This window comes from Lentzea sp. NPDC004789 (assembly GCF_053601075.1).
Genome location: NZ_JBSGBE010000020.1, coordinates 150,900 through 171,459 on the forward strand (window position 1 = coordinate 150,900; position 20,560 = coordinate 171,459).

Consider the following 20,560-nt stretch of genomic DNA (forward strand, 5'->3'; position numbering starts at 1 on the left):
ATCAAGAAATCGGAGCCTCAAATGGAAACGAGCGGGCGACGTGAGTACACCGTCGTGGTGAACGACGAGGAGCAGTACTCGTTGTGGCGCACTGGCCACCCCTGTCCGGACGGGTGGCGTTCCGCCGGTGTGCAGGGCACGGAAGCGGAGTGCATGGCGTGGATCGAGGCCAACTGGACCGACATGCGCCCACGGTCGCTACGCGTGCGGATGGAGTCCCGATGACCGTGCAGGACGCCAGGGGATCGTTGGCTCGTTACCTCGCCGTCGGCGTCGAGCTCGGCACCGACGGCGACGTGCTCGTCGTCGACGTTCCGCCGGACGTGTCGCCCGAACTTCTGCCCCCACGGTCGCACTCGCTCGACGCCGAGGTGCTGGCGCTTCTCGGTGATGCGCTCCACCCCGCGGGGACAACGGTCATGCCGTTGTCGTGGACGCAGCAGCGCATGCTCTTCTCATCGCATCAGGAGGGTGCGCGCTCGAACACGACCGTGCCGCACGCGTTGCGGTTGCGGGGGCCGCTGCGTGTCGCCGCCTTGCACGAGGCGTTGCGCCGGCTGCTCGCCCACCACCCGATGCTGCGTGCGTCGATCATCACTGTGGCGGACCTCACGCTGCAGCGGATCGCCCCGTCCGCCGAGGTCGGCCTCCCGGTCACCGACCTTACTGCGGTGCCCGCGGCCGAGCGCGAAGCAGAGGCGCTGCGCCTGGCCCGGGAGGAGATGAGCCGTCCGTTCGACCTCGCGGTCGCGCCGTTGATCCGGCCCTCGCTGCTGAGGCTGGCAGAGGAGGACCACGTCCTGCTGCTGCCCGTCCACCACCAGGTCACCGACGGTCTGTCGCTGCCGCTGATCAACCGCACGCTGCTCGCCGCCTACCAGGAGGTCGTCGACGGCATGCCGCCGTCGCAGGCCGCGCCCCGGTCGACGTACCGCCGGTTCATTGCGGAGCAGTTCAGCGCGCGGGCGACCACCGAGGGCGTCCGGCACCACGCGTATTGGCTGGAACGCCTGAGGGACAAGCCTCCGCTGCTGAACCTGCCCACCGACCGGCCGCGTCCCGCTGTGCCGTCGTTTCGCGGCAGGCCGGTCGAGCACAGCCTGCCGGCGGACCTCAACTCGGCGCTGGAAGCGTTTGCCCGCAAGCAGCACGTGACACCGTTCATGCTTTACAGCGCGGCCGTGCACATGTTGCTCGCGCGTTGGTCGGGGCAGAACGACGTGACGCTCGGATACCCGTTCGCAAACCGGCTGAGCCGCGAGCAGACCGAAGTGGTCGGCCTGCACATCACCACGCTGCTGCAACGGATCCAGCTCGCCGACGACCCGACCGTGGTGGACCTGGTCGCCCGCGTGCGCCGGGAGGTCCTCGCGGGAACGGGGCACCACCGGCTGCGCTTCGACCGGCTCGTCTCGGATCTCGGTGTGCCGCGTTCCACCGCGCACCACCCGGTCTTCCAGGTGCTGATCGGCTACAACGGCAAAGCCCAGCCACTGCAGGAAGTGGTCGGCCTGCACCCTGAGCTGTACATCGTGGACACCGGTTCCGCGCGGTTCGATCTGGAGTTCTACCTGCGTCCTGACGGCGACGACATGGTCGTGATGCTGTGGGCACAGGACGACCTGTTCGACGTGGCGACGGTGCGCCGCATGCTGAGGCACCTGCAGCGCCTTCTCGAGGGCATGCTGGCCGAGCCCGAGCTGCCGGTCTCGCGGCTGCCGTTGATGGATGACGACGAGACAGTCGAGGCGATCGCCGCCGGCACCGGGCCGGAGATCACCGGTCCCCGTTCGAGCGTGCCGGAGCAGATCGTCGACACCGCGGCGGCACACCCGCAGCGATGTGCCGTCCGGTTCGGAGATGCGGCGCTGACCTACGGCGAGCTGGACGCCCGCAGTGCCGCGGTCGCGACCAGGTTGCGCGCACGCGGCGTGGGCACGGATGACGTCGTCGGTGTTCACCTGGACCGGTCGCTGGAACTGCTCGTGCTGCTCGTGGGCATTCTCCGGGCCGGAGCGGCGTACCTGCCCCTCGATCCAGCGTTGCCCGAGGAGCGGATCGCCGCGATGGTCGAGGACGCGCGGCCCGTTCTCGTGGTGTCCGAGGACGATCTCGCCGCGCTCACAGCGGAAGGGCCCGCCGGCGCGTTGCCCGACCTCCCGCCTTCCTCGCTCGCGTATGTGATCTTCACATCCGGCTCGACCGGTCGCCCCAAGGGCGTGATGAACACCCACGAGGCGCTGGAGAACCGGCTGCGCTGGATGCAGGAGGCGTACCCGATCGACGACCGCGACGTGGTGTTGCACAAGACACCGTTGAGTTTCGACGTTTCGGTGTGGGAACTCTTCTGGCCGTTGACCGTTGGCGCCACCCTCGTCGTCGCCGCACCCGGTGGCCACCGCGATCCCGACTACCTGGGGGAGCTGATCCAGACCGAACGCGTCACGGTCGTGCACTTCGTCCCGTCGATGCTGCGGGCGTTCCTCGCCGCGGGAGAGCTGGCCGGCTGCACCACCCTTCGCCACCTGGTGTGCAGCGGTGAGGCGCTCACCCCTGAGCTGCGTGATGCGGTCCTCGCGTCGTCTTCCGCGCAACTGCACAACCTGTACGGCCCGACCGAGGCGGCAATCGACGTCACCGCCGAGGACCTCGCACCGGAGTCGGTGCACCGGGACGTGGTGCCGATCGGAAGGCCCATCACCGGGATCCAGGTGCACGTGCTCGACGCCGCAGGCGCCGCCGTGCCGCCCGGTGTCGTGGGTGAGCTGTACATCGGTGGCGTCGGGCTCGCCCGCGGCTACGCGGGAAGGCCGGCGCTCACCGCGCAACGGTTCGTGCCTTCACCGATCAGCCCGGGGGAACGGCTCTACCGCACCGGCGATCTGGGGCGCAGGCTCGCCGACGGTCGGATCGAGTACCTGGGGCGCAACGACGACCAGGTCAAGCTCCGCGGCTTCCGCATCGAGCTCGGCGAGATCGAGGCGGCGATCAACGGCGTCGACGGTGTCAGCCAGTCCGTTGTCGTCCTGTGGGATGACGGGTCCGGTACTACCGCGCTCGCCGCGTACCTCACCTGTGAGCACCCGGACGTGCTGGACGACGTGCGGAACGCGCTCACACGCCGGCTGCCCGAGTACATGGTGCCGCGGCTGTGGACCCTTCTGGACGAGCTGCCGCTCCTGCCCTCCGGCAAGGTGGATCGCACGCGCCTGCCCCGGCCGCACCAGCCTGTCGCCACCGCCAGCGACCAGTCGTGGACCGCGACCGAGCGGCTCATCGGCGATGTGTGGCAGGCGACCCTGGGGACCCGGCCCGCGACGCCGATGGACGACTTCTTCCTCTCCGGCGGGGATTCGATCCGCAGCATTGAGCTCGTCGTGGCCGCCCGTGCCCGCGGGCTCGCGCTGACCGTCGAGAAGATCTTCCAGAATCCGACTCCGCGTGGGCTCGCCGCGGTTGCCGTGCCGCACGACGCGGCCGAACAGGCCGACGACGGTCCCTTCTGCCTCGTCCCAGCTCACACCAGGCAACTGCTGCCGACCGGGGTGCAGGACGCTTTTCCGTTGTCCCGCTTGCTTTCCGGTCTCTTCTACGAATCACGCACCAACCCCGACTACCGGGTCTACACGACCTCGCTGCGACTGCGCGGCGAGTTCGACGAGCCGCGACTCAGGCACGCGGTGCGGTTGCTGCTCGACCGGCATCCGTTCCTGCGCAGCTCGGTCGACCTCGACACGTTCGGCCAGGCGGTTCAACTGGTGCATCGGAACGTGCCCGATCCGCTGTCCGTTGTGGACCTGAGGCCGCTCGGGACAGTAGGGCAGAGCGCGTTCGACGAGTGGTTCCACGCCGAGCGCAACCGGCGCTTCGATTGGGCTGCACCACCTCTACTCGCGCTGACGGCCCACCGGATGACCGACGACGAGTTCCAGCTGACGTTGACCGAGCCGTTCCTGGACGGCTGGAGCGTCACGCTGGCGATGAACGAACTGCTGACCTACTACCGGGAATCGTCCGGCAGCTCAGGTCCCGAGGTGCAGGTACAGGCCGAGTTCCTGCGTCAGGAAGAGCGAGCGCTGGCTGACCCCGGAGCCCGAGACCACTGGCGCCGAGTGCTCGCGGATCCTCCACCTGGCAAGCTCCCCGGAGCCGAGAAACCTGGGTACGAGGTCCGAACCGTCGACATCGCGGAGAAGGTCTCGCGCAGGCTGCTGGAGCTTGCCGACGCGCTCGCCGTGCCGGTGAAATCCGTGCTCCTGGCGGCGCACGTGCAGGTTGTCGCCCTGCTCACCGGCAGCTGCGACGTGCTCACCGGGTTGATGGCGAACAGCAGGCCGGAAACCGTGGACGGTGCCGCCGCTGTCGGAATGTTCCTCAACACCACGCCGATCCGCGTAGATGTCGACTTGGGCTCGGGCCGTGAGTTGGTGACCGCGGTGCACTCAACCGAGGCGGACGCGCTGGCTCACCGTGCGTACCCGTACGCGCAAATGTTGCGCGACAGCGGGATCGCTTCGCCGTTGCGCACAACGTTCAACTACACGCACTTCCGGCCGTACCGCGACCTCGCCGACGACAGCCGGCTGACGTTGATGTCGTTGCGCGCCACCGACCAGACATACCACCCGCTCACCGCGCAGTTCCGGCAGGACGTGCTGAGCGGCGAGATCGGCCTGTTCCTCGAGTTCTCCGACGCCGGTCTCACCGACGAGCAGATGAACCAGATCACCGGCTACTACGGCGAAGCGCTGCGCAGGCTCGCAGAAGCACCAGACGAGCCGATCACGCCGTTGGATCGGCTGATGCCGGACGTGACGCCCGCCGTAGCGGACGCTGCTGCGCCCATCTCCGGGGAAAACCTGTTCGCGCGGTTCGCCGCACAGGCCACCCGCACACCAGACGCCCCAGCTCTGCGCCACCGAGGCAAGTCCGTCACCTACGCCGAGCTCGCCGTCGCCGCACGAGCTCTGTCAGCGCGCCTGTCCGCGCACGACGTGGGGCCGGGATCTGTGGTACCGCTGTGCCTTGAGAGATCCCTGGCCTACGTGGCGGCCGTGCTCGCCGTGCTGCGGTTGGGTGCCGCGTACGCGCCTGTTGACCCGGCGCAACCGTTGCTGAGGCGGCACGACCTCCTCACGGCGGTCGGCAGCCACGTGGTGCTGACCGGTCCTGCGGATGAAGAACCGTTGCCACAGGGGCAAACGCGAATCGCCGTGACGTTCGACGTCGTCGCCGATGAGGTGCCGGTTGACGTGCAGACCGATTCGGAAGCCGCGGCGGTGGTGGTGTTCACCTCGGGTAGTACCGGAGCACCGAAGGGCGTCGTGTTGTCGCACGCCGCGGTGGCGAATCGCCTGAACTGGTCGGCAATCCACGAGCCCGCGCAGCCTGATGACGTCTTCCTGTTGCGGACGCCGATCGGTTTCGTGGACTCGGTCGCTGAGCTCTTCGACGGCCTGCTACGTGGCGTCACAACCGAGATCCTGCCGGATGAAGTACGGGATCCCGCCGAGATCGTCAGCGCGATGGCGCAGGCGCGGATCACCAAGGTGACGATGGTGCCCGCACTTCTCGCCGAGATCCTGCGCCTCGGTGATCTCCGCGGGCTGGAGTCGGTGCGCTGCTGGCATCTCAGCGGTGAACCGCTGCGAGGTGAGCTGGTTCGCGCGTTGCTGCGGAAGTTGCCACACGTCACGGTGTACAACCTTTACGGTTCGACTGAGGTGTGCGCGGATGCCACCGTGCACTTGGTCTCGGCCGACGAACCCGCACTTGTGCCGGTCGGTTTGCCGTTGCCCGGCCTCACCACGTACGTGCTGCACCCCGGCGGCGGGCTCGTACCGGACGGCATCGCGGGCGAGCTCGCGATCGGTGGGCGCGGCCTCGCGACGGGCTACTTCGCCGACCCGGTGGCGACCGCGCGACGCTTCGTCCCCGCGCCTCGCGGTGTCGAACGCATCTACCGCACCGGAGATCTCGCCGTGCGCACCGAGGACGGCACGATCACGTTGCTGGGCCGCGTCGATCGGCAGATCAAGGTCCGCGGCGTGCGCGTTGAGCCGGCGGAGGTGGAAGCGGCGCTGACCTCGCACCCGGACGTCACCGAGGCGCTCGTGCGGCAGGTCTCGCGCGACACGGGCGATGTGCTCGCAGGGTACGTGCGCACGCGGGGTGCCGCCGTCGGGGTGCGGGACCTGCGGGCATTCTTGCTGAAGCGACTGCCTTCGGCGGCAGTGCCGGACGTGCTGGTCACGGTGGACGACTGGCCACGCCTGTCATCCGGAAAGATCGACCAATCGGCTCTGCCCGCACCGGAGGCTCCGCGCCGCACGACCGCACGGCCACCGACCGGTCTGCTGGAGAACGAGCTCGCCGCGTTGTGGCAACAGCGGCTCGGCACCGCGCCGGAAGACGTCGCCGACGACTTCTTCGAGCTCGGCGGACATTCGCTGCACGCGATCGTGCTGGCCGCGGCGCTGCGCCGGGACATGGGCGTGGCCGTGCAGGTTTCGGACATCTTCGACCACCCGACGCTGAGCGAGCAGGCCGGTCTGCTGGAACGCCTGCTGACCGCGAGTGTCAAGGACTGAGGAGACTTGATGAGCACCGCCCGTGACGTCGCCTGGCTCAACGGCGAGATCGTGCCGAGAGAGGTCGCTGCGCCTTCGGTCGCCAGCAACAACCTGCACCTGGGAACCGGCGTGTTCGACGGCATCATGGCCTACTGGAATGACACCGGGTATCTGCTGCACGCGGTCGTTCCGCACCTCGAACGGTTCCGCGCCGGTACCAGGCGGATGCACCTGCCGATCCGGCACGACGTCACCGAGCTCCAGTCCGGCATCGTCGAGCTGCTGGGCGTGCTTCCCGAGGACAACCACTACATCCGCCCGCTGGCGCTGCGCCGTGCTCCGGAGCTCTACGACGTCAGCGCGCTCGACGCGCCGGCCGACGTGGTGGTGATCGCGGTGAGTGCCGAGCGGGACGTGGACCGGCCCCTGCGCTGCTGTCTCTCACCGTGGCGCAGGGTGTCCAGTTCCGCGATTCCCGTGCGGTGGAAGGTGTCCGGCGCCTACGCCAACAGCATGATCGCTCAGTACGATGCCTACGAACGCGGCTTCGACACGGCCGTCATGCTCGACGGCCGGGGACGGATCTCCGAGGCGTGCACGTCGAACATCTTCTTCATCTCGAACGGCGGGCTGGTCACTCCTTCGCTCGAAGCTGACGTGTTTCCCGGGATCACCCGGTCCATCGTGTCGGCTCTCGCGGCGAAGCGCGGCATCCCGGTCGTCGAGCGCGATGTCCGGCCAGAGGAGATCCCGTCCTTCTCCGGTGCCTTCATCGCGGCGACACTGCTGGAGGTGCGCGATGTCGCGTCGATCGACGACCACGTGTTCAGCGGCTCGGAGTCCGATCTCTTCCGTACCCTGCTCGCCGACTTCCGGGACATCACGCACGGGGTGACCTCACTGGACTGGTGAGCACGGGGCGGGACCGTCCCGGATCGGAGAGAAATCAAATTCGCCTCACCGCCGAGACATCGGGGTTCGCCGCGTCGCCTGAAGACGCTGGAATCCCTTTCTGCTCCAACGGATCAGGGCAGGCGGACGGGAGCGCGTGGCGTCCTCGATGCCCGGCATTAGTGAATATCAACAGAACTCCGGATTCGCCTTGTCGGGACCCGGCGCCCGGCATTAGCGTCGAAGACAACGAGTTCGCCCTCACTTCGGCGCAATGAATCCGGTTCGCGGAAACATTTCCGCGTGAACCGGGGCCCGCTTCGTCCTCAACGCCTCTTGGAGGCGGCGATGCCGGATACCCGCGTGTGACACCACCCCATCTCCCGGCAGGCGGCCGGGACCGTCAGGAGGTAGACCATGAGCGTCACGACCGAGTCGAACCGGCTGGAGTCGTTGCGAACCGAGATCGACAGCACCGACGCGCAGCTCCTCGAGTTGCTGAGCCGCCGGATGCGGATCTGCCGTGAGATCGCCGAGTACAAGGCCGCGAACGGTGTGGCGATGATGGCCCAGGACCGGCTCGACGGTGTGTTCGAGAAGGCTCGCGCGTTCGCTCAGGAGAACGAGCTCGACGTCGACTTCGTCACCGATGTCTACGACGCCATCACGGTGGAGAGCTGCCGGATCGAAGGCGAGATCATCGGCGACACCCCGACCGAGGCATTGGCCTCTCGTGCGCTGCGCATCGACCACGTCGCCATCGCCGTTCGCGACCTCCAGGAGGCCATCCGGCTGTTCCGGGACGTGTACGGCTTCAGCGTGATCGAACGCCGCACCATCCAGGGTGAGATCAGCGGGATGGACACGGCGACCCTGCGGGTCGGCAACGTGACCTTCGTGCTGTGCCAGGGTGACTCCCCGAAGTCCAATGTGTCGCGCTACATCGAGCACTACGGGCCGGGCGTGCAGCACATCGCCATCTCCGTGCGCGGGCAGGGTGAGCTCATCGAGGAACTGCGTGAGCGAGGTGCCGACATGCTGACCGGTCTCATCCATTCCCCTGGGCTGGACCAGTCCTTCACCAGGCGCGAACCGAACGCGGGCACTCAGCTGGAGTTCGTCACCCGCACGACGAACAAGGGCTTCAACGACGACAACATCCGTGAGCTGTTCACCGCCATGGAGCGCGAGGACGTCTACTGACCTTCGATCCGGTCCTGTTCAGCAGCCTTCCGCATTCGAGGAGAACGTGGATGTCGATCGACCCCCGGCCGGAGGCCGGTGACGCCAGTCGGCGAGAGCTGGCCGAGCGCCTGCTCGCCACCAGGTTGCGGCGCGCCGCAACCGGGATCGCCGAGCCCGCTCCTCGGGTGACGGAGGGTGCTGGGCGGCTTTCCTCCGCGCAGGAGCGGATGTGGTTCCTGCACACCGTGGAACCGGACAGTCCCGCGTACCAGATCAGCAGCGCCGCGCGGCTGTCCGGGCCGGTGGACGCCGACCGGCTGCAGACCGCGGTGCGCCTGCTCACCGAACGGCACGACATGCTCCGGTCGCGGTTCCCCGCCGGTCCGGACGGACTGCCGGTGCGGGACGTCCGGGCTTCGGTGGTGCCGCCGGTGACCGTGCTGGACGTCAGCGACCTGCCGGTGGGCGATCAGCAGACGGCTGCCGACGAGGCGGTGCGGGCACACCTGCGGCGCCCCTTCGACGTCACCGACGCTCCGCTGTTCCGGTTGCTCCTGGTACGGCTCGGCGAGTCGGACCACCGGCTGGCTCTCAGCGTCCACCACCTGATCGCCGACGGGTGGTCGCTGGGCGTCATCCACCGCGAGCTCGCCGAGCTGTACCGCGCCGGTGCGGATCACCAATTGCCGTTGCCCTCCATGACCTTCGACGCGTTCGCCGCTGCGGAGGCGGCAGCCGCCGGGCAGGAGGGGAACCTGGGCCTGGCCTACTGGCGCAGCCAGCTGGCTGACCTGCCCCAGGTCGAGCTGCCGATGGCGGGAAGGCGAGCGGCCACGGCGAGTTCGGCGGGCGGCCGGCTGGAGGCACATCTCACCGAGGACCTCGCCGCCCGGCTCGAACAGCTGGGCAAGCAGCACGGGGCGTCGCTGTACATGGTGCTGGCCGCGGCGCTCGCCGCGCTCCTGCACCGGTACTCCGGGCAGACCGACATCGCGCTGGGATCACCGGTGGCGAACCGCGAGGACCCCGGACTGGTCGGCACCATCGGCCTGCTCGTCAACAGCGTGGTGCTGCGCACGGACCTCACCGGTGACCCAAGTACGGCAGGCTTGTTGAGCAGGGTGCGCGGTGCCGCGCTGGCCGCGCTGGAGCACCAGAGCACCCCCTTCGAGCAGGTGGTCGCTGAACTGCAGCCGGAGCGGTCGCTCAGCCAGAACCCGCTGTTCCAGGTGATGTTCGCACTGCAGACCGCCGACAGTGATCAGCTCGCCCTGGGCGGGGTGCCCGGCGAACCGATGCCCGCTGATCTCGACGTCGCGCGGTTCGACCTGGAGTTCACGCTGTGGCGCCGTCCAAGTGGGATCCGGGTCAGGATCAACTACCGCGTCTCGATGTTCGACCAGGAGACCGCGGGCGGCATGCTGGCCGCCTACGAGCGCTTGCTGGAACGCATGGCCGACACGCCGGACGTCCCGCTGAGCAGCTTGGCCGTCTTCGACGACGCCGCGCTGGCGGCAGGGGTGCTGAGCGCGCCGGCACCCGCAGGCGGACCCCGCACGCTGGTCGGCCTCTTCACCGAGGCCGCGAAGAGGTGGCCGGAGCGGACGGCGCTGAGCGCGGGAGGTAGTGAGCTGACGTTCGCCGCCCTCTGGGAGTGCGCGGGTTCGGTCGCCGCTCGTCTGCTCCGGATGGGCATCGGCAGGGGTGACGTGGTCGCGGTGTGCTCCGCCCGCACGGCTGACCTCGTCGTCGCCACATTGGGTGTGTCGCTGGCAGGAGCGGCGTTCGTGCCGGTCAACCCGGAGGATCCGGCGGATCGGCGCCGGTTCCTGATCGAGGACTCTGGCGCGGCGGCGGTCCTGACCGACGACGTGGATCTCCTGACCAGCGACCGGACTGTCGCGCTGCCGATCGCCGCTGTCGCCTCGGCGGGTGATCCGGCTCCCGATGTCGCGGTGGAACCGGACGACCTCGCCTACGTGCTCTACACCTCCGGCACCACCGGGCGCCCCAAGGGCGTGGCGGTCGAGCACCGCAACATCGCCAACACCCTGCTGGCGTGCCAGGGACGCTTCGGCTTCGGGCCCGACGACGTGGGACTCGTCCTGGCGCCGAGCACGTTCGACGTCTTCTACTACGAGCTCTTCTCGACGATGTTCGCGGGCGGCCGCAGCGTCCTGGTCACCAAGGCCGAGACGTTCGAGCCGGCGCGGGTGTCCGCCCTGCTGAACGAGGCCACGGCGTTCCAGGCGGTACCGGGCCTGATGGAGCACCTGCTCGGTTCGCTGCAGGAGACGCGGACCGGTTCGCTGCCCGGCGTGCGCGTCGTCGTGACCGGCGGTGACGTGGTGCCGGGAGCACTGATCGAGACGCTGCACGAAGTCTTCCCGCGCGCCGACGTCTCCGTCACCTACGGCCCGACCGAGACGGCGATCTTCGCCACGGGCCACACGTTCGCCCGCGGCGAGGATCTCGGTGGACATCCCATCGGGACGCCACTGGCCGGGGTGGAGATCCGCGTCGCTGACGAGCACGGCCGGCCGTTGCCCTCCGGAGTGGCCGGCGAGATCTGGATCGGCGGGCACGGCGTCGCCCGCGGTTACCTGAACCGGCCCGACGAGAACGCGGCGCGGTTCGCGGACATCGGCGGTGCGCGCTTCTACCGCAGCGGTGACCGCGCGCGGCTGCGGAACGGCCGTCTGGAGTTCCTCGGCCGCGCGGACTCCCAGGTCAAGGTGCGCGGTTTCCGCATCGAGCTCGGTGAGGTCGAGACCGTGCTGGCTCAGGCACCCGGCGTGCGGCACGGAGTGGTGCTGCCCGTCGGAGACAGCCCGAGCGACCGCCGGTTGGTCGCGTACGTGGTGCCGGAGGACCAGCAATCCGATGAAGCTCCGTCCGGGGACACGGTGTCCGCGTGGCGGGAGCTGTTCGACCAGACCCACAGCGGTCCCCAGGTCGGTGGCCGGGACTTCACCGGCTGGAACAGCAGCTACGACGGTGCGCCGTTGCCGCGCGCCGAGATGGACGAGTGGGTGGACGCCACCGTGGCCGCGGTGCGTGCCCGACTGGCCGGCCGGCCCTCCCCGCACATCCTCGAAATCGGCTGTGGCACAGGACTGTTGCTGACCGAGCTGGCCAGCGAGGCCGGCCGCTACGTCGGCACCGACTTCTCGTCAGCGGCACTCGGCGGCCTGACAGAGCGGGTGCGGGAGGCAGGGCTCGCACACGTCGAGCTGCACCTCGCCGAGGCCGATGCACTGCCGGACGTCGGTGACTTCGATCTCGTGCTGATCAACTCCGTGAGCCAGTACTTCCCCGGCGAGCGGTACCTGACCCGTGTTCTGGACCAGGCGCTGCAACGCACCAGGGACGGTGGTCTGGTGTTCGTCGGCGACGTCCGCAATCTCGCGCTGCTGGAGATGTTCCACAGCTCGGTGGCGGCCGCACGCGATCCCATGGCCACCCCCGACCAGGTGCGGGCACGCGCTGCCGCGGCTCTGGCGGGGGAGGACGAGCTGGTGCTCAGCCCGGTGTACTTCAGCGACTACGCGGCCGGGCACCGCGAGATCGGCGAGGTGGAGATCGAACCCCGGCTCCAGTTGGCGCGCAACGAGCTGACGCGGTTCCGCTACAACGTGGTGCTTTGGCGCACGACCGCTCGTACCGAGACCCGTCTGGAGTGGCGGTCCTGGACTGAGGGCGGGTGGTCCGCGGACGTGCTTCGGGGCGGTCTCGCCGCCGCAGCGTGGGATCGGCTCGCACTGACCGGCGTGCCGAACGCGATGGTGAGTGACGACCCCACCGCCGTCACCCCGCTGGGTCTGCGGGAGATCGCCGCTGGCGCGGGCCTCGAGGTCGCGGTGAGCTGGGCGTCCGCTCGTGCAGACGGCAGCTTCGACGCGGTGCTGCACCGGCCAGGACAGCGTCCCCACCCGGACTGGCCGCGTCCCGCGAGCACGGGTGCGCCGACCTCGCACGAGCCGTCGCGCTTGTCCCGCTCGCGCGAGATGGCGGTGGAGATCCGCGAATGGCTCGCTGGACGGCTCGCCGGCTACCTCATGCCCGCGGCGGTCGTGGTGCTCGATGCGCTTCCGCTCACCCCCAACGGCAAGGTGGACCGCGCCGCGCTGGCACTCTTGACCGTGCCCGATCCGACCGGACGCCCGCCGAAGGGCGCGACGGAGAAGGCGGTCACCGCGGCCTGGGCCGAGGTGCTCGGCGGGGACGTCCCGTCGGCCGAGGACGACTTCTTCACCGTCGGCGGTACGTCGCTGCTCGCGATTCGGCTTGTCGTTGCGTTGCGCAGGCGGGGCTTGCCCATGCCACCGCAGCGGGTCTTCGAGTTGACGACGGTCGAACGGCTGGCCCGATGGCTTGATCAGCAGCAGGAGGTCGAAGCCCCGGAGGTGCGCGGTCCCGTGCGCACGGCGCCGCGGGTGCCGGAGAGCACTCCGGAACGGGAGGTGCCTCTAGTCGGCCCGGACCGGTGGGAGACCACCGGCCGCGTGCTGCTGACCGGTGCGACCGGCATGCTCGGGGTGCACGTGCTCGACGCGGCACTGCACCGGTACCCGGACCTGTCGATCAGCTGCCTGGTGCGAGCCGAGGACGACACTGCGGCGCAGCGCCGTCTGGCCGAGCAGCACAGGTGGTACTTCCCGGACTCCCGAATCTCCCAGGACGAGTTCAGCGACCGCGTCCGCGCACACGCGGCTGATCTGCGGGTCGACGGCCTGGGACTGACCCCATCAGGCCGGAGGACCGTGACCGGCGGATGCGACGCGGTGGTGCACACGGCTGCGGACGTCCGGCACGTCGCCGCCTCCGACGATGTTCACGCCACGAACGTCGAGGGCACCCAGCGGTTGCTGGACCTGTGCGGTGCAACGGGTTCGCCGCTGTTCTGCCACGTCTCGACGATCGGTGTCGCGGGACGGATGCCCGATGGCGAGGAAGCCGTGCTGACCGAGGACCTGTTGGAGATCGGCCAGGAGCCCACCGAGGCTTACTCGGCGAGCAAGATAGCGGCCGAACGACTGGTGCGGGCGTACGGCGCGGCGGGCGGCCGCACGGTGGTGCTGCGGGTCGGCACCGTCGCTCCCCACTTCGTCAGCGGACGGTTCCAGCGCGACATCGACACGCACTTCTTCAGCCGGTACCTGCGGGCCGTCATGTCGCTCGGGGTGGGAACGGACTGGCCGGACCGGCGGCTCTCCCTCATTCCGGCTGACGCCATGGCGGACGTGCTGTTCGCCCTCAGCGGCCGGGAGGCCGCGGAAGGCGCCACCTTCCACGTGCAGACTCCGCACAGCATCACGCACGGCGACCTGGCCAGGACGCTGATCGAACTCGGTCATCAGGTCCGGCTCGTCGAGCCCGAGCGCTTCGCGGAGGCGGTCCTGGGGCGCGGCGATGATCCGGATCTGGCCGAGGACGTCGGGCGGATGCTGCCGATGATCGAGCCTCGCACAGGCCGAGCCGTTCGGCTGGATTACGAGTGGACGAGCCGGTGGCTGGACCGCTTGGGCGTGGCCTATCCGGTCGTGGACCGGGAGTACGTCGCGCGTTTCGTCGAGCACGGAGTCAAGGTCGGTTATCTCCCTCCGGCAGGGGGCGAGCGATGACGACCATGCGCTACCGCAGGCTGGGCGCGACCGGGTTGCAGGTCAGCGCGCTGTCGCTGGGGAGCTGGGGGACCATCGGCGAGCGGCTCGACCTGCCACAGAGCGTCGCGCTGGTGGACGTGGCTTTCCAGCAGGGCATCAACTTCTTCGACAGCGCGGAGACCTACGCCGACGGCGGTGCCGAAAGCATGCTCGGCGCCGTTCTGCGGCAACTCGGCCTGCCGCGAGAGACCTACCTGGTGTCCGGCAAGGTTTTCTGGGGTGTGCACGGCAAACGGCCCAACACATGGGGTCTGAGCCGCAAGCACGTCGTCGAGGGCTGTCATGCCTCGCTGCGCCGCCTGCAGGTCGACCACCTGGATCTGTACCTGTGCCACCGGCACGATCCCGGCACACCGCTCGCCGAGACCGTGTCGGCCATGTCCGACCTGGTGCGGCAGGGCAAGGTGCTCTACTGGGGCACCTCGGAGTGGCCGGCGTCCCTGGTCGAAGAGGCACACCGGCTCGCCACGGAGCGCGGTGAGGCGCCGCCCGTGGTGGAGCAGCTGCAGTACAACCTCCTCGAACGCCGCCGGGTCGAGCAGGACTTCGCGGGCGTTCGGCAACGGCTCGGTCTGGGCATCACCACCTGGTCGCCCCTGGCGTACGGGTTGCTGGCGGGCCGCTACGACGACTCGTTCCCGGAGGACGCCAGGCTCAGCGATCCGGCGTACGGGTGGTTGCGGGAGACGGTCTTCGGGCAGGACGAGACCGGCGTGCTCGCCAGGGTTCGCGCGGTCAACGCGCTGGCCGGGGAGCTGGGCCTGCACCCGGCGACGCTGGCACTGGCCTGGGTCCTGCGGAACCCGGCGGTGGACACCGCCATCTGCGGGGCGTCGCGGCCGTCCCAGCTGGCGGCTCAGCTCGCCGCGCTGGACGTGGCGGACACCCTCGGGGACGAGGTCCTCACCAAGATCGATGATCTGCTGTCCGGGAGCTTGGTGACCGAACAGGCCTCCGCTGTCTGACGGGACCGAGCACTTCAACCGGGTCAGCTTCGACGTTTTCAGCGAGAGTTTCCAGGGGGATGGTGATGGCGACTTTGATCGTCCTGATGGGCGCGTGCGACGAAACCGGCCGGTTTTCGCGGCCGAGCGGTTCGAAGTAGCCGGCATGGAGCACTTGCTGGCCGGGCGGCCGTCGGTCCGGTTGACGGAGGTGGGGGCGAATCAGCGCGCGGACGACTCGCCGGGGCCGCCGCAGACGGTGGCGTGGACCCGATCGATCACCGCACAGGTCGCGCGCGGAACGCGGTTCCTGCTCGGGGCCGGACCGCGGCGTCCGGCCGCCGGGCACGACACTTCCCGGGAGTGGATCGAAGCTGTGGCCCAGGCCGTGCTCATCGCGCGTTTCGCCTGCGGCCTCCCGGTCACCTGGATCGAGCCGAGGCACACCGGCCGGGATGTGCGCCTCGCGTGGTTGAAGCTGTTCTCCACCGGCAACTGGATGCGCGGGGCGGTCGGTCTCACGCAGGCGCTGCTCGAACGCGAACCGGAGAGCGCTCTCCTCACCGAACTGGCCCGAGCGTGCAGGTTCGTCGAGGCGATCAGCGACCCCGGCGAGTCGGAGGGCCTGCTCGACGGCTTCCTCAGCCTGACCACGCCAGGTTCGAGCGAACGACCGCATTCGCGCCGGAACACCGGGTGGGACAAGCCCGACTCGATCGTGTGGTCGCCGGAGAGGATCTCCTCGGTGCCTGATCTTCCCGCGTTCCTGGCACGCGCGAGGCCTGCCCCGGTGGTCGTGGATCTCCCGGACGCACTCGACCGCCACTGGCGGTCCGGCCTACGGGCGTTGCTCGCGAGCCGGAGCGCGGACGGTGAGGTCGTCTTCCGCTGCCGCGGGCAATCGCTGCTCGGCCAGCCGGTGCTCGGCGAACTCGCAGACCACCGCGGCCTGCCGGTGGCGTGGATCGTCGTGCTGGAGGCAGGCGAAACCGCCGTGTCGTTCGACCGCGTGGCTTCGCATTTCGATCGATATGAGGGCGCTCATCGGCTCGGCGGTGTGCACCTACCGGATCACCACGGCGGTCTGCCGAAGCTGCAGCCGTTGCTCAGGGCCGCGGAGGTCTTCGTCGGCGGTCGTTGACCGAAATCTGTGACAGCTCGACAGTGTGGGGGCATCGTGCACGTTCTGCTGATAGATAACTACGACTCGTTCACCTACAACCTCTACCAGTTGCTGGCCGAGGTGAACGACACGCCGCCCCAGGTGATGACCAACGACGACATGGAAGCCTGGGCGCGGCTCGACCCGAACGCGATCGACGCGATCGTGGTGTCACCGGGGCCGGGGAGGCCGGAGCGGCCGGCCGACTTCGGGCTGAGCAGGTGGGCCGTGACGCAGGAGGAGATTCCGCTGCTCGGTGTCTGCCTCGGGTACCAGGGCATGTGTCATGCCGCGGGCGCGGAGGTCGTGCACGCCCCGGAGCCGCGGCACGGCCGCGTGAGTCTGGTCGAGCACACAGGTGACGATCTCTTCCGGGGAATCCCGGAAACCTTCTCGGTGGTGCGCTACCACTCGCTGATCGTCGATCGGTTCCCCGAGCACCTGCGGGTGATCGCGAAGACCGACGACGGGCTTCCGATGGCAGTCCGCAACCTGGATCGCCCGCACTGGGGCGTGCAGTTCCACCCCGAGTCGATCTGCACCGAGCACGGCCGGACCCTCATGGCGAACTTCCTGGAGCTCGCCCGCGAACACGGCCTGGGGCGCAACCGTGACGTGCAGGGGTCCGCGTTCGCGGGCACCGGCGGTGTGTACCGGTTGTCGGCGGAGCTGCTTCCTGGGTTTCCCGACACCGAGGAGACCTATCTCCGGCTGTTCGCGGGCCAGCCGGGCGAGTTCTGGTTAGACAGCAGCTATGTCGCGGAAGGGCTTTCGCGATATTCGATCATGGGCGCGGCGAGCGGGCCGCACGGCGAGGTGCTCACGTACGACCTGCCGCAGCGCACCTTGACGGTCTTCCACCCAGCATCCGGACAGCAGGAACGCCACCAGGTCTCGATCTTCGACTATCTCGGGTCCTCGTTGCGGGAACGCCGGATCCGTGATGCCGGCCTGCCGTTCGAGTTCAACCTCGGCTACGTCGGTTATCTGGGTTACGAGCTCAAGGCCGAGGCCGGTGGTGACGCCGTGCACCGGTCGGACACGCCCGACGCGAGCTTCTCGTTCAGCGACCGGGCGCTGGTGTTCGATCACGTCGAGCGCCGGTGCTGGGCGCTGGCGCTGGCCACCGCGGAGACCGAGGACAAGGCGCGGTGGTGGATCGCGGGAATGCGCGCGGAGGTCGACCAGCTGCACGGTGCCGGCGGTCACGGCCGCAGCTCGCCCTCGCCCGGTGCCGTGCAGACACATCCGGAGCTGCGGCACAGTTTCGACGAGTACGCCAAGCGGATCATGGCGTGTCTCGATGCGATCCGCGACGGAGAGAGTTACGAGATCTGCCTGACGAACATGATGTCCGTACAGGCTGATGTCGACCCGTTGAGCACCTATCGCACACTGCGCTCGTTCAACCCGGCACCGTACGCCGCGTACCTGAACTTCGGCGATTTCGCGGTGCTCAGCTCGTCGCCGGAACGGTTTCTCACCATCGACCGGGACGGCGTGGTGGAGTCGAAACCGATCAAGGGAACACGTCCTCGCTCGGACGAGCCGGACGAGGACACCAGGCTGCGGGACAGTTTGCGGTTCGCCGAGAAGGACCGGGCGGAGAACCTCATGATCGTGGACCTGGTGCGCAATGACCTCGGCCGCACCGCGGTCACCGGCAGTGTGCATGTGCCGAAGATCTTCGACGTCGAGTCGTACCGCACCGTGCACCAGTTGGTCAGCACGGTGCGCTCGAAGCTCTCGCCGGCTTCGTCGCCGATCGACTGCATCCGCGCCGCGTTCCCCGGTGGCTCCATGACCGGGGCGCCGAAGAAGCGGACCATGCAGATCATCGACGACCTCGAGGGAGGGGCGCGCGGCGTCTACTCGGGCTCCCTCGGTTACCTGTCGCTGAACGGCAGCGTCGACATGAGCATCGTGATTCGGACGATGGTGGTGCAGCCGGGGAAGGTCACTCTGGGGGTCGGCGGTGCCATCGTGGCCCAGTCCGACGTCGAGGAGGAGATCGAGGAGACAAGGGTCAAGGCGCGGGCGCTCATCGCCGCGTTGAACCACGAGCTGAGTACTCCGGCTCGCGGTCGCTTTCCGATGTCCACGTCCGATGTGGCCGGGTGAACGATGCGGATCTGTGTAATCGGTGCGGCGGGAGCAGTCGGCTCGGCCAGCGCGGCCGAACTGGTCGGGCGGACGTTCGTTGACGAGCTCGTCCTGGTCGACACGGACAGCGCCCGCCTGGCCGTGCTGGAGATGGACCTGAGTCTCAGATCGGCGCTGGCCGGCTCGGGAGTGAGAGTCCGCGTCGGTGACCCAGCGGAGGCCGCGAAGGCGGATCTGATCGTTTTCGCGGCGTCCGTCCGCCATCGTGACGGCGTCGAGCGGATGGTGTTCTTCGCCGAGAACGTCGCGCTGCTCGACGCCGTGCTCTCCGAGCTGCCGCAGGGGTGGTCGGGAGTGCTGGTGATCGCGACGAATCCGGTCGACCCGCTGTGCACAATTGCTGCGCGACGACTCGGGCACGCTGCCACCGTCCTCGGGTACTGTCTGAACGACTCGCTGAAACTCGCGGAGGGCGTTGCGATTGCCACCGGTCGGGTCAATTCCGGCATCACCGCGTGGGTTCTGGGTGAGCACGGGCCGCACATGGTGCCCCTCCACGAGCGCGTCAGGATCGACGGGCAGAAGGTCGACCTGTCGCCGGAGCAGTGGACGGTAGCCGTCGATCATCTGCGAACCTGGTACCAACGATGGCAGCGGCATCGCACTGGGACGACATCGATGTGGGCCACAGGCGCGGGTATCGCGCGTCTCATCACCGCGTTTGTGGCGTCCGAACCATCGGTTCTGCCTGTCTGCGTGCTTCTGTCAGGTCAGTACGGCGTTGACGGCGTTTGCCTCGGCGCCCCGGTCGTGCTGGGTGACGGCGCCTACCGGATCGAAGAATGGCTCTTGACTGCACAACAGCGTCACGAGATCCGTGTGGCCGCGCAGGTGGTTGCCTCTGCCGCACGTGGAACTTGATCTGTCGGCCTTTGGTGTGTGGTCAGTTCTCTGCGTGGAACAGAGGAGCTGGCGTGTGGAAGAGCTGGGCGCAGTGCCGTCCCAGCGCTTCGGCGTTCGTGCCAAGGTGCTCCCTGATTTCGTCGAGGTACCTCGCGAACTCTGCGGAGGTGCCGCCCACAGCAAGCGAGTCGAGCTCTCGCAGAGACCTGATCAGGGACTGACGGACTGATTCAGCGAGGGGGTTCGTGGTTTGAATGTCGTGGTACACAGCCGCTTCGCCGGTGCTGAGGCGCGCCAGCATGGCGAGCATTGTCAGATGAGGAGGCGGTGCGATAGCACACAGAGTGGCGATGTCCGTGCCGAGAGCTCGGAGGCTGGCGCCAAGAGCGAGAATCACAGCGTGCGTCGCGACCTGCGCGACCGCCATAAGCTCATCGTGCTCGCGTCCGGTCATCTCCGTCAGCCGAGCACGCTCCGCGGCCAGAACGGAGAGGAAAGCTTTAGCGCGGGTGGATTTCCGCACCGGGACGACGACAACGGGGCGGTCCCGCATACCGAGGCTCGGGTGGAACATCGGATTGATGCTGATCGCCTCTGCGACGCTGGAGGCCTCGAGCATGGGCACGATTCCGTTCTTCACTGACAGCGTGTCGACCAGCAAGGCATCGTGGCGCATCGCTGAAATCACAGGAGCCACGGAGTCACACGCGATGCTCTCAGGCAGCGCCAGCACGACGACGTCCGCCTGGGCAAGGGTGTCGCGAAGTTCTCGTCCCGGCTCCAGCACGTCAGCCTCAAGCGCCTCAAATCCAGCTGGGGGTGCTGCCTTGTCGACTATCTTCACGCGGACTCCGTAGCGAGTCATCGTGCTGGCCACCATCAACCCAACTGCGCCTGAGCCGCCGAGAACCACAGCAGTACCTAGCGAGAGAGGTGGATTTTCCACGATGGATTGTCCAATCGTTTTTCCGTGGGTGACTGCTGTCGATCCTACGCTGTGTTGCTCCGGGTGAGAGCTGTTTGGTGAGAATTGAAAAATTAGAGTCGAGGCTCTTCTGGATCCGAAAGTTTCGGCTATCCTGGTTCACCTGGCTGGCGTCCGCGATTCGTAGTCGTTTCGTGGATCTCGGTGGT

10 protein-coding genes are annotated in these 20,560 nt (G+C 68.4%); 9 read left to right on the forward strand and 1 reads right to left on the reverse strand.

The features are described from left to right. Positions 1–21 precede the first annotated feature (21 nt). From ACWEIJ_RS36025 to ACWEIJ_RS36065, 9 genes are all read left to right on the forward strand, one after another. Complete coding sequence (locus ACWEIJ_RS36025) at positions 22–225, forward strand: MbtH family protein (protein ID WP_449841724.1); 204 nt, start codon at positions 22–24, stop codon at positions 223–225. After that, complete coding sequence (locus ACWEIJ_RS36030) at positions 222–6,590, forward strand: amino acid adenylation domain-containing protein (RefSeq protein WP_449841725.1); 6,369 nt, start codon at positions 222–224, stop codon at positions 6,588–6,590. Before ACWEIJ_RS36025 ends, ACWEIJ_RS36030 begins: the two co-directional genes overlap by 4 nt. Positions 6,591–6,599: 9 nt before the next feature. Continuing rightward, the gene (locus ACWEIJ_RS36035) at positions 6,600–7,484 is read left to right on the forward strand and encodes an aminotransferase class IV (RefSeq protein ID WP_449841726.1); all 885 of its coding nucleotides are present in this window, start codon (positions 6,600–6,602) and stop codon (positions 7,482–7,484) included. 396 nt (positions 7,485–7,880) lie between these two features. Beyond that, positions 7,881–8,666, forward strand: coding sequence for a chorismate mutase (locus ACWEIJ_RS36040; RefSeq protein WP_449841727.1), 786 nt, complete (start codon positions 7,881–7,883; stop codon positions 8,664–8,666). A 50-nt stretch (positions 8,667–8,716) separates the two neighbouring features. Beyond that, entirely contained in the window at positions 8,717–14,272 is a 5,556-nt protein-coding gene (locus tag ACWEIJ_RS36045) for an amino acid adenylation domain-containing protein (protein ID WP_449841728.1), read from the forward strand. Beyond that, on the forward strand, positions 14,269–15,279 hold the full coding sequence (locus ACWEIJ_RS36050; RefSeq protein ID WP_449841729.1) for an aldo/keto reductase: 1,011 nt from the start codon (positions 14,269–14,271) through the stop codon (positions 15,277–15,279). Before ACWEIJ_RS36045 ends, ACWEIJ_RS36050 begins: the two co-directional genes overlap by 4 nt. Before the next feature lie 145 nt (positions 15,280–15,424). Further along, positions 15,425–16,399, forward strand: coding sequence for a hypothetical protein (locus tag ACWEIJ_RS36055; RefSeq protein ID WP_449841730.1), 975 nt, complete (start codon positions 15,425–15,427; stop codon positions 16,397–16,399). Positions 16,400–16,435: 36 nt separating this feature from the next. Beyond that, positions 16,436–18,541, forward strand: a complete 2,106-nt coding sequence (pabB, locus tag ACWEIJ_RS36060) for an aminodeoxychorismate synthase component I (protein ID WP_449841731.1) — start codon at positions 16,436–16,438, stop codon at positions 18,539–18,541. Between the two features lie 3 nt (positions 18,542–18,544). Then, complete coding sequence (locus ACWEIJ_RS36065; protein ID WP_449841732.1) at positions 18,545–19,444, forward strand: lactate/malate family dehydrogenase; 900 nt, start codon at positions 18,545–18,547, stop codon at positions 19,442–19,444. A gap of 22 nt (positions 19,445–19,466) precedes the next feature. Here ACWEIJ_RS36065 and ACWEIJ_RS36070 read toward each other — a convergent pair whose 3' ends face one another. After that, positions 19,467–20,270, reverse strand: a complete 804-nt coding sequence (locus ACWEIJ_RS36070; RefSeq protein ID WP_449841733.1) for a prephenate dehydrogenase/arogenate dehydrogenase family protein — start codon at positions 20,268–20,270, stop codon at positions 19,467–19,469. Positions 20,271–20,560: the final 290 nt, after the last annotated feature.

Bases quoted from the DNA above. Each gene is read 5' to 3' on its own strand.
- ACWEIJ_RS36035 (WP_449841726.1), top strand. From the start codon at position 6,600: ATGAGCACCGCCCGTGACGTCGCCTGGCTCAACGGCGAGATCGTGCCG.
- ACWEIJ_RS36045 (WP_449841728.1), top strand. From the start codon at position 8,717: ATGTCGATCGACCCCCGGCCGGAGGCCGGTGACGCCAGTCGGCGAGAG.
- ACWEIJ_RS36050 (WP_449841729.1), top strand. From the start codon at position 14,269: ATGACGACCATGCGCTACCGCAGGCTGGGCGCGACCGGGTTGCAGGTC.
- ACWEIJ_RS36055 (WP_449841730.1), top strand. From the start codon at position 15,425: ATGGAGCACTTGCTGGCCGGGCGGCCGTCGGTCCGGTTGACGGAGGTG.
- ACWEIJ_RS36025 (WP_449841724.1), top strand. From the start codon at position 22: ATGGAAACGAGCGGGCGACGTGAGTACACCGTCGTGGTGAACGACGAG.
- ACWEIJ_RS36065 (WP_449841732.1), top strand. From the start codon at position 18,545: ATGCGGATCTGTGTAATCGGTGCGGCGGGAGCAGTCGGCTCGGCCAGC.
- ACWEIJ_RS36030 (WP_449841725.1), top strand. From the start codon at position 222: ATGACCGTGCAGGACGCCAGGGGATCGTTGGCTCGTTACCTCGCCGTC.
- ACWEIJ_RS36040 (WP_449841727.1), top strand. From the start codon at position 7,881: ATGAGCGTCACGACCGAGTCGAACCGGCTGGAGTCGTTGCGAACCGAG.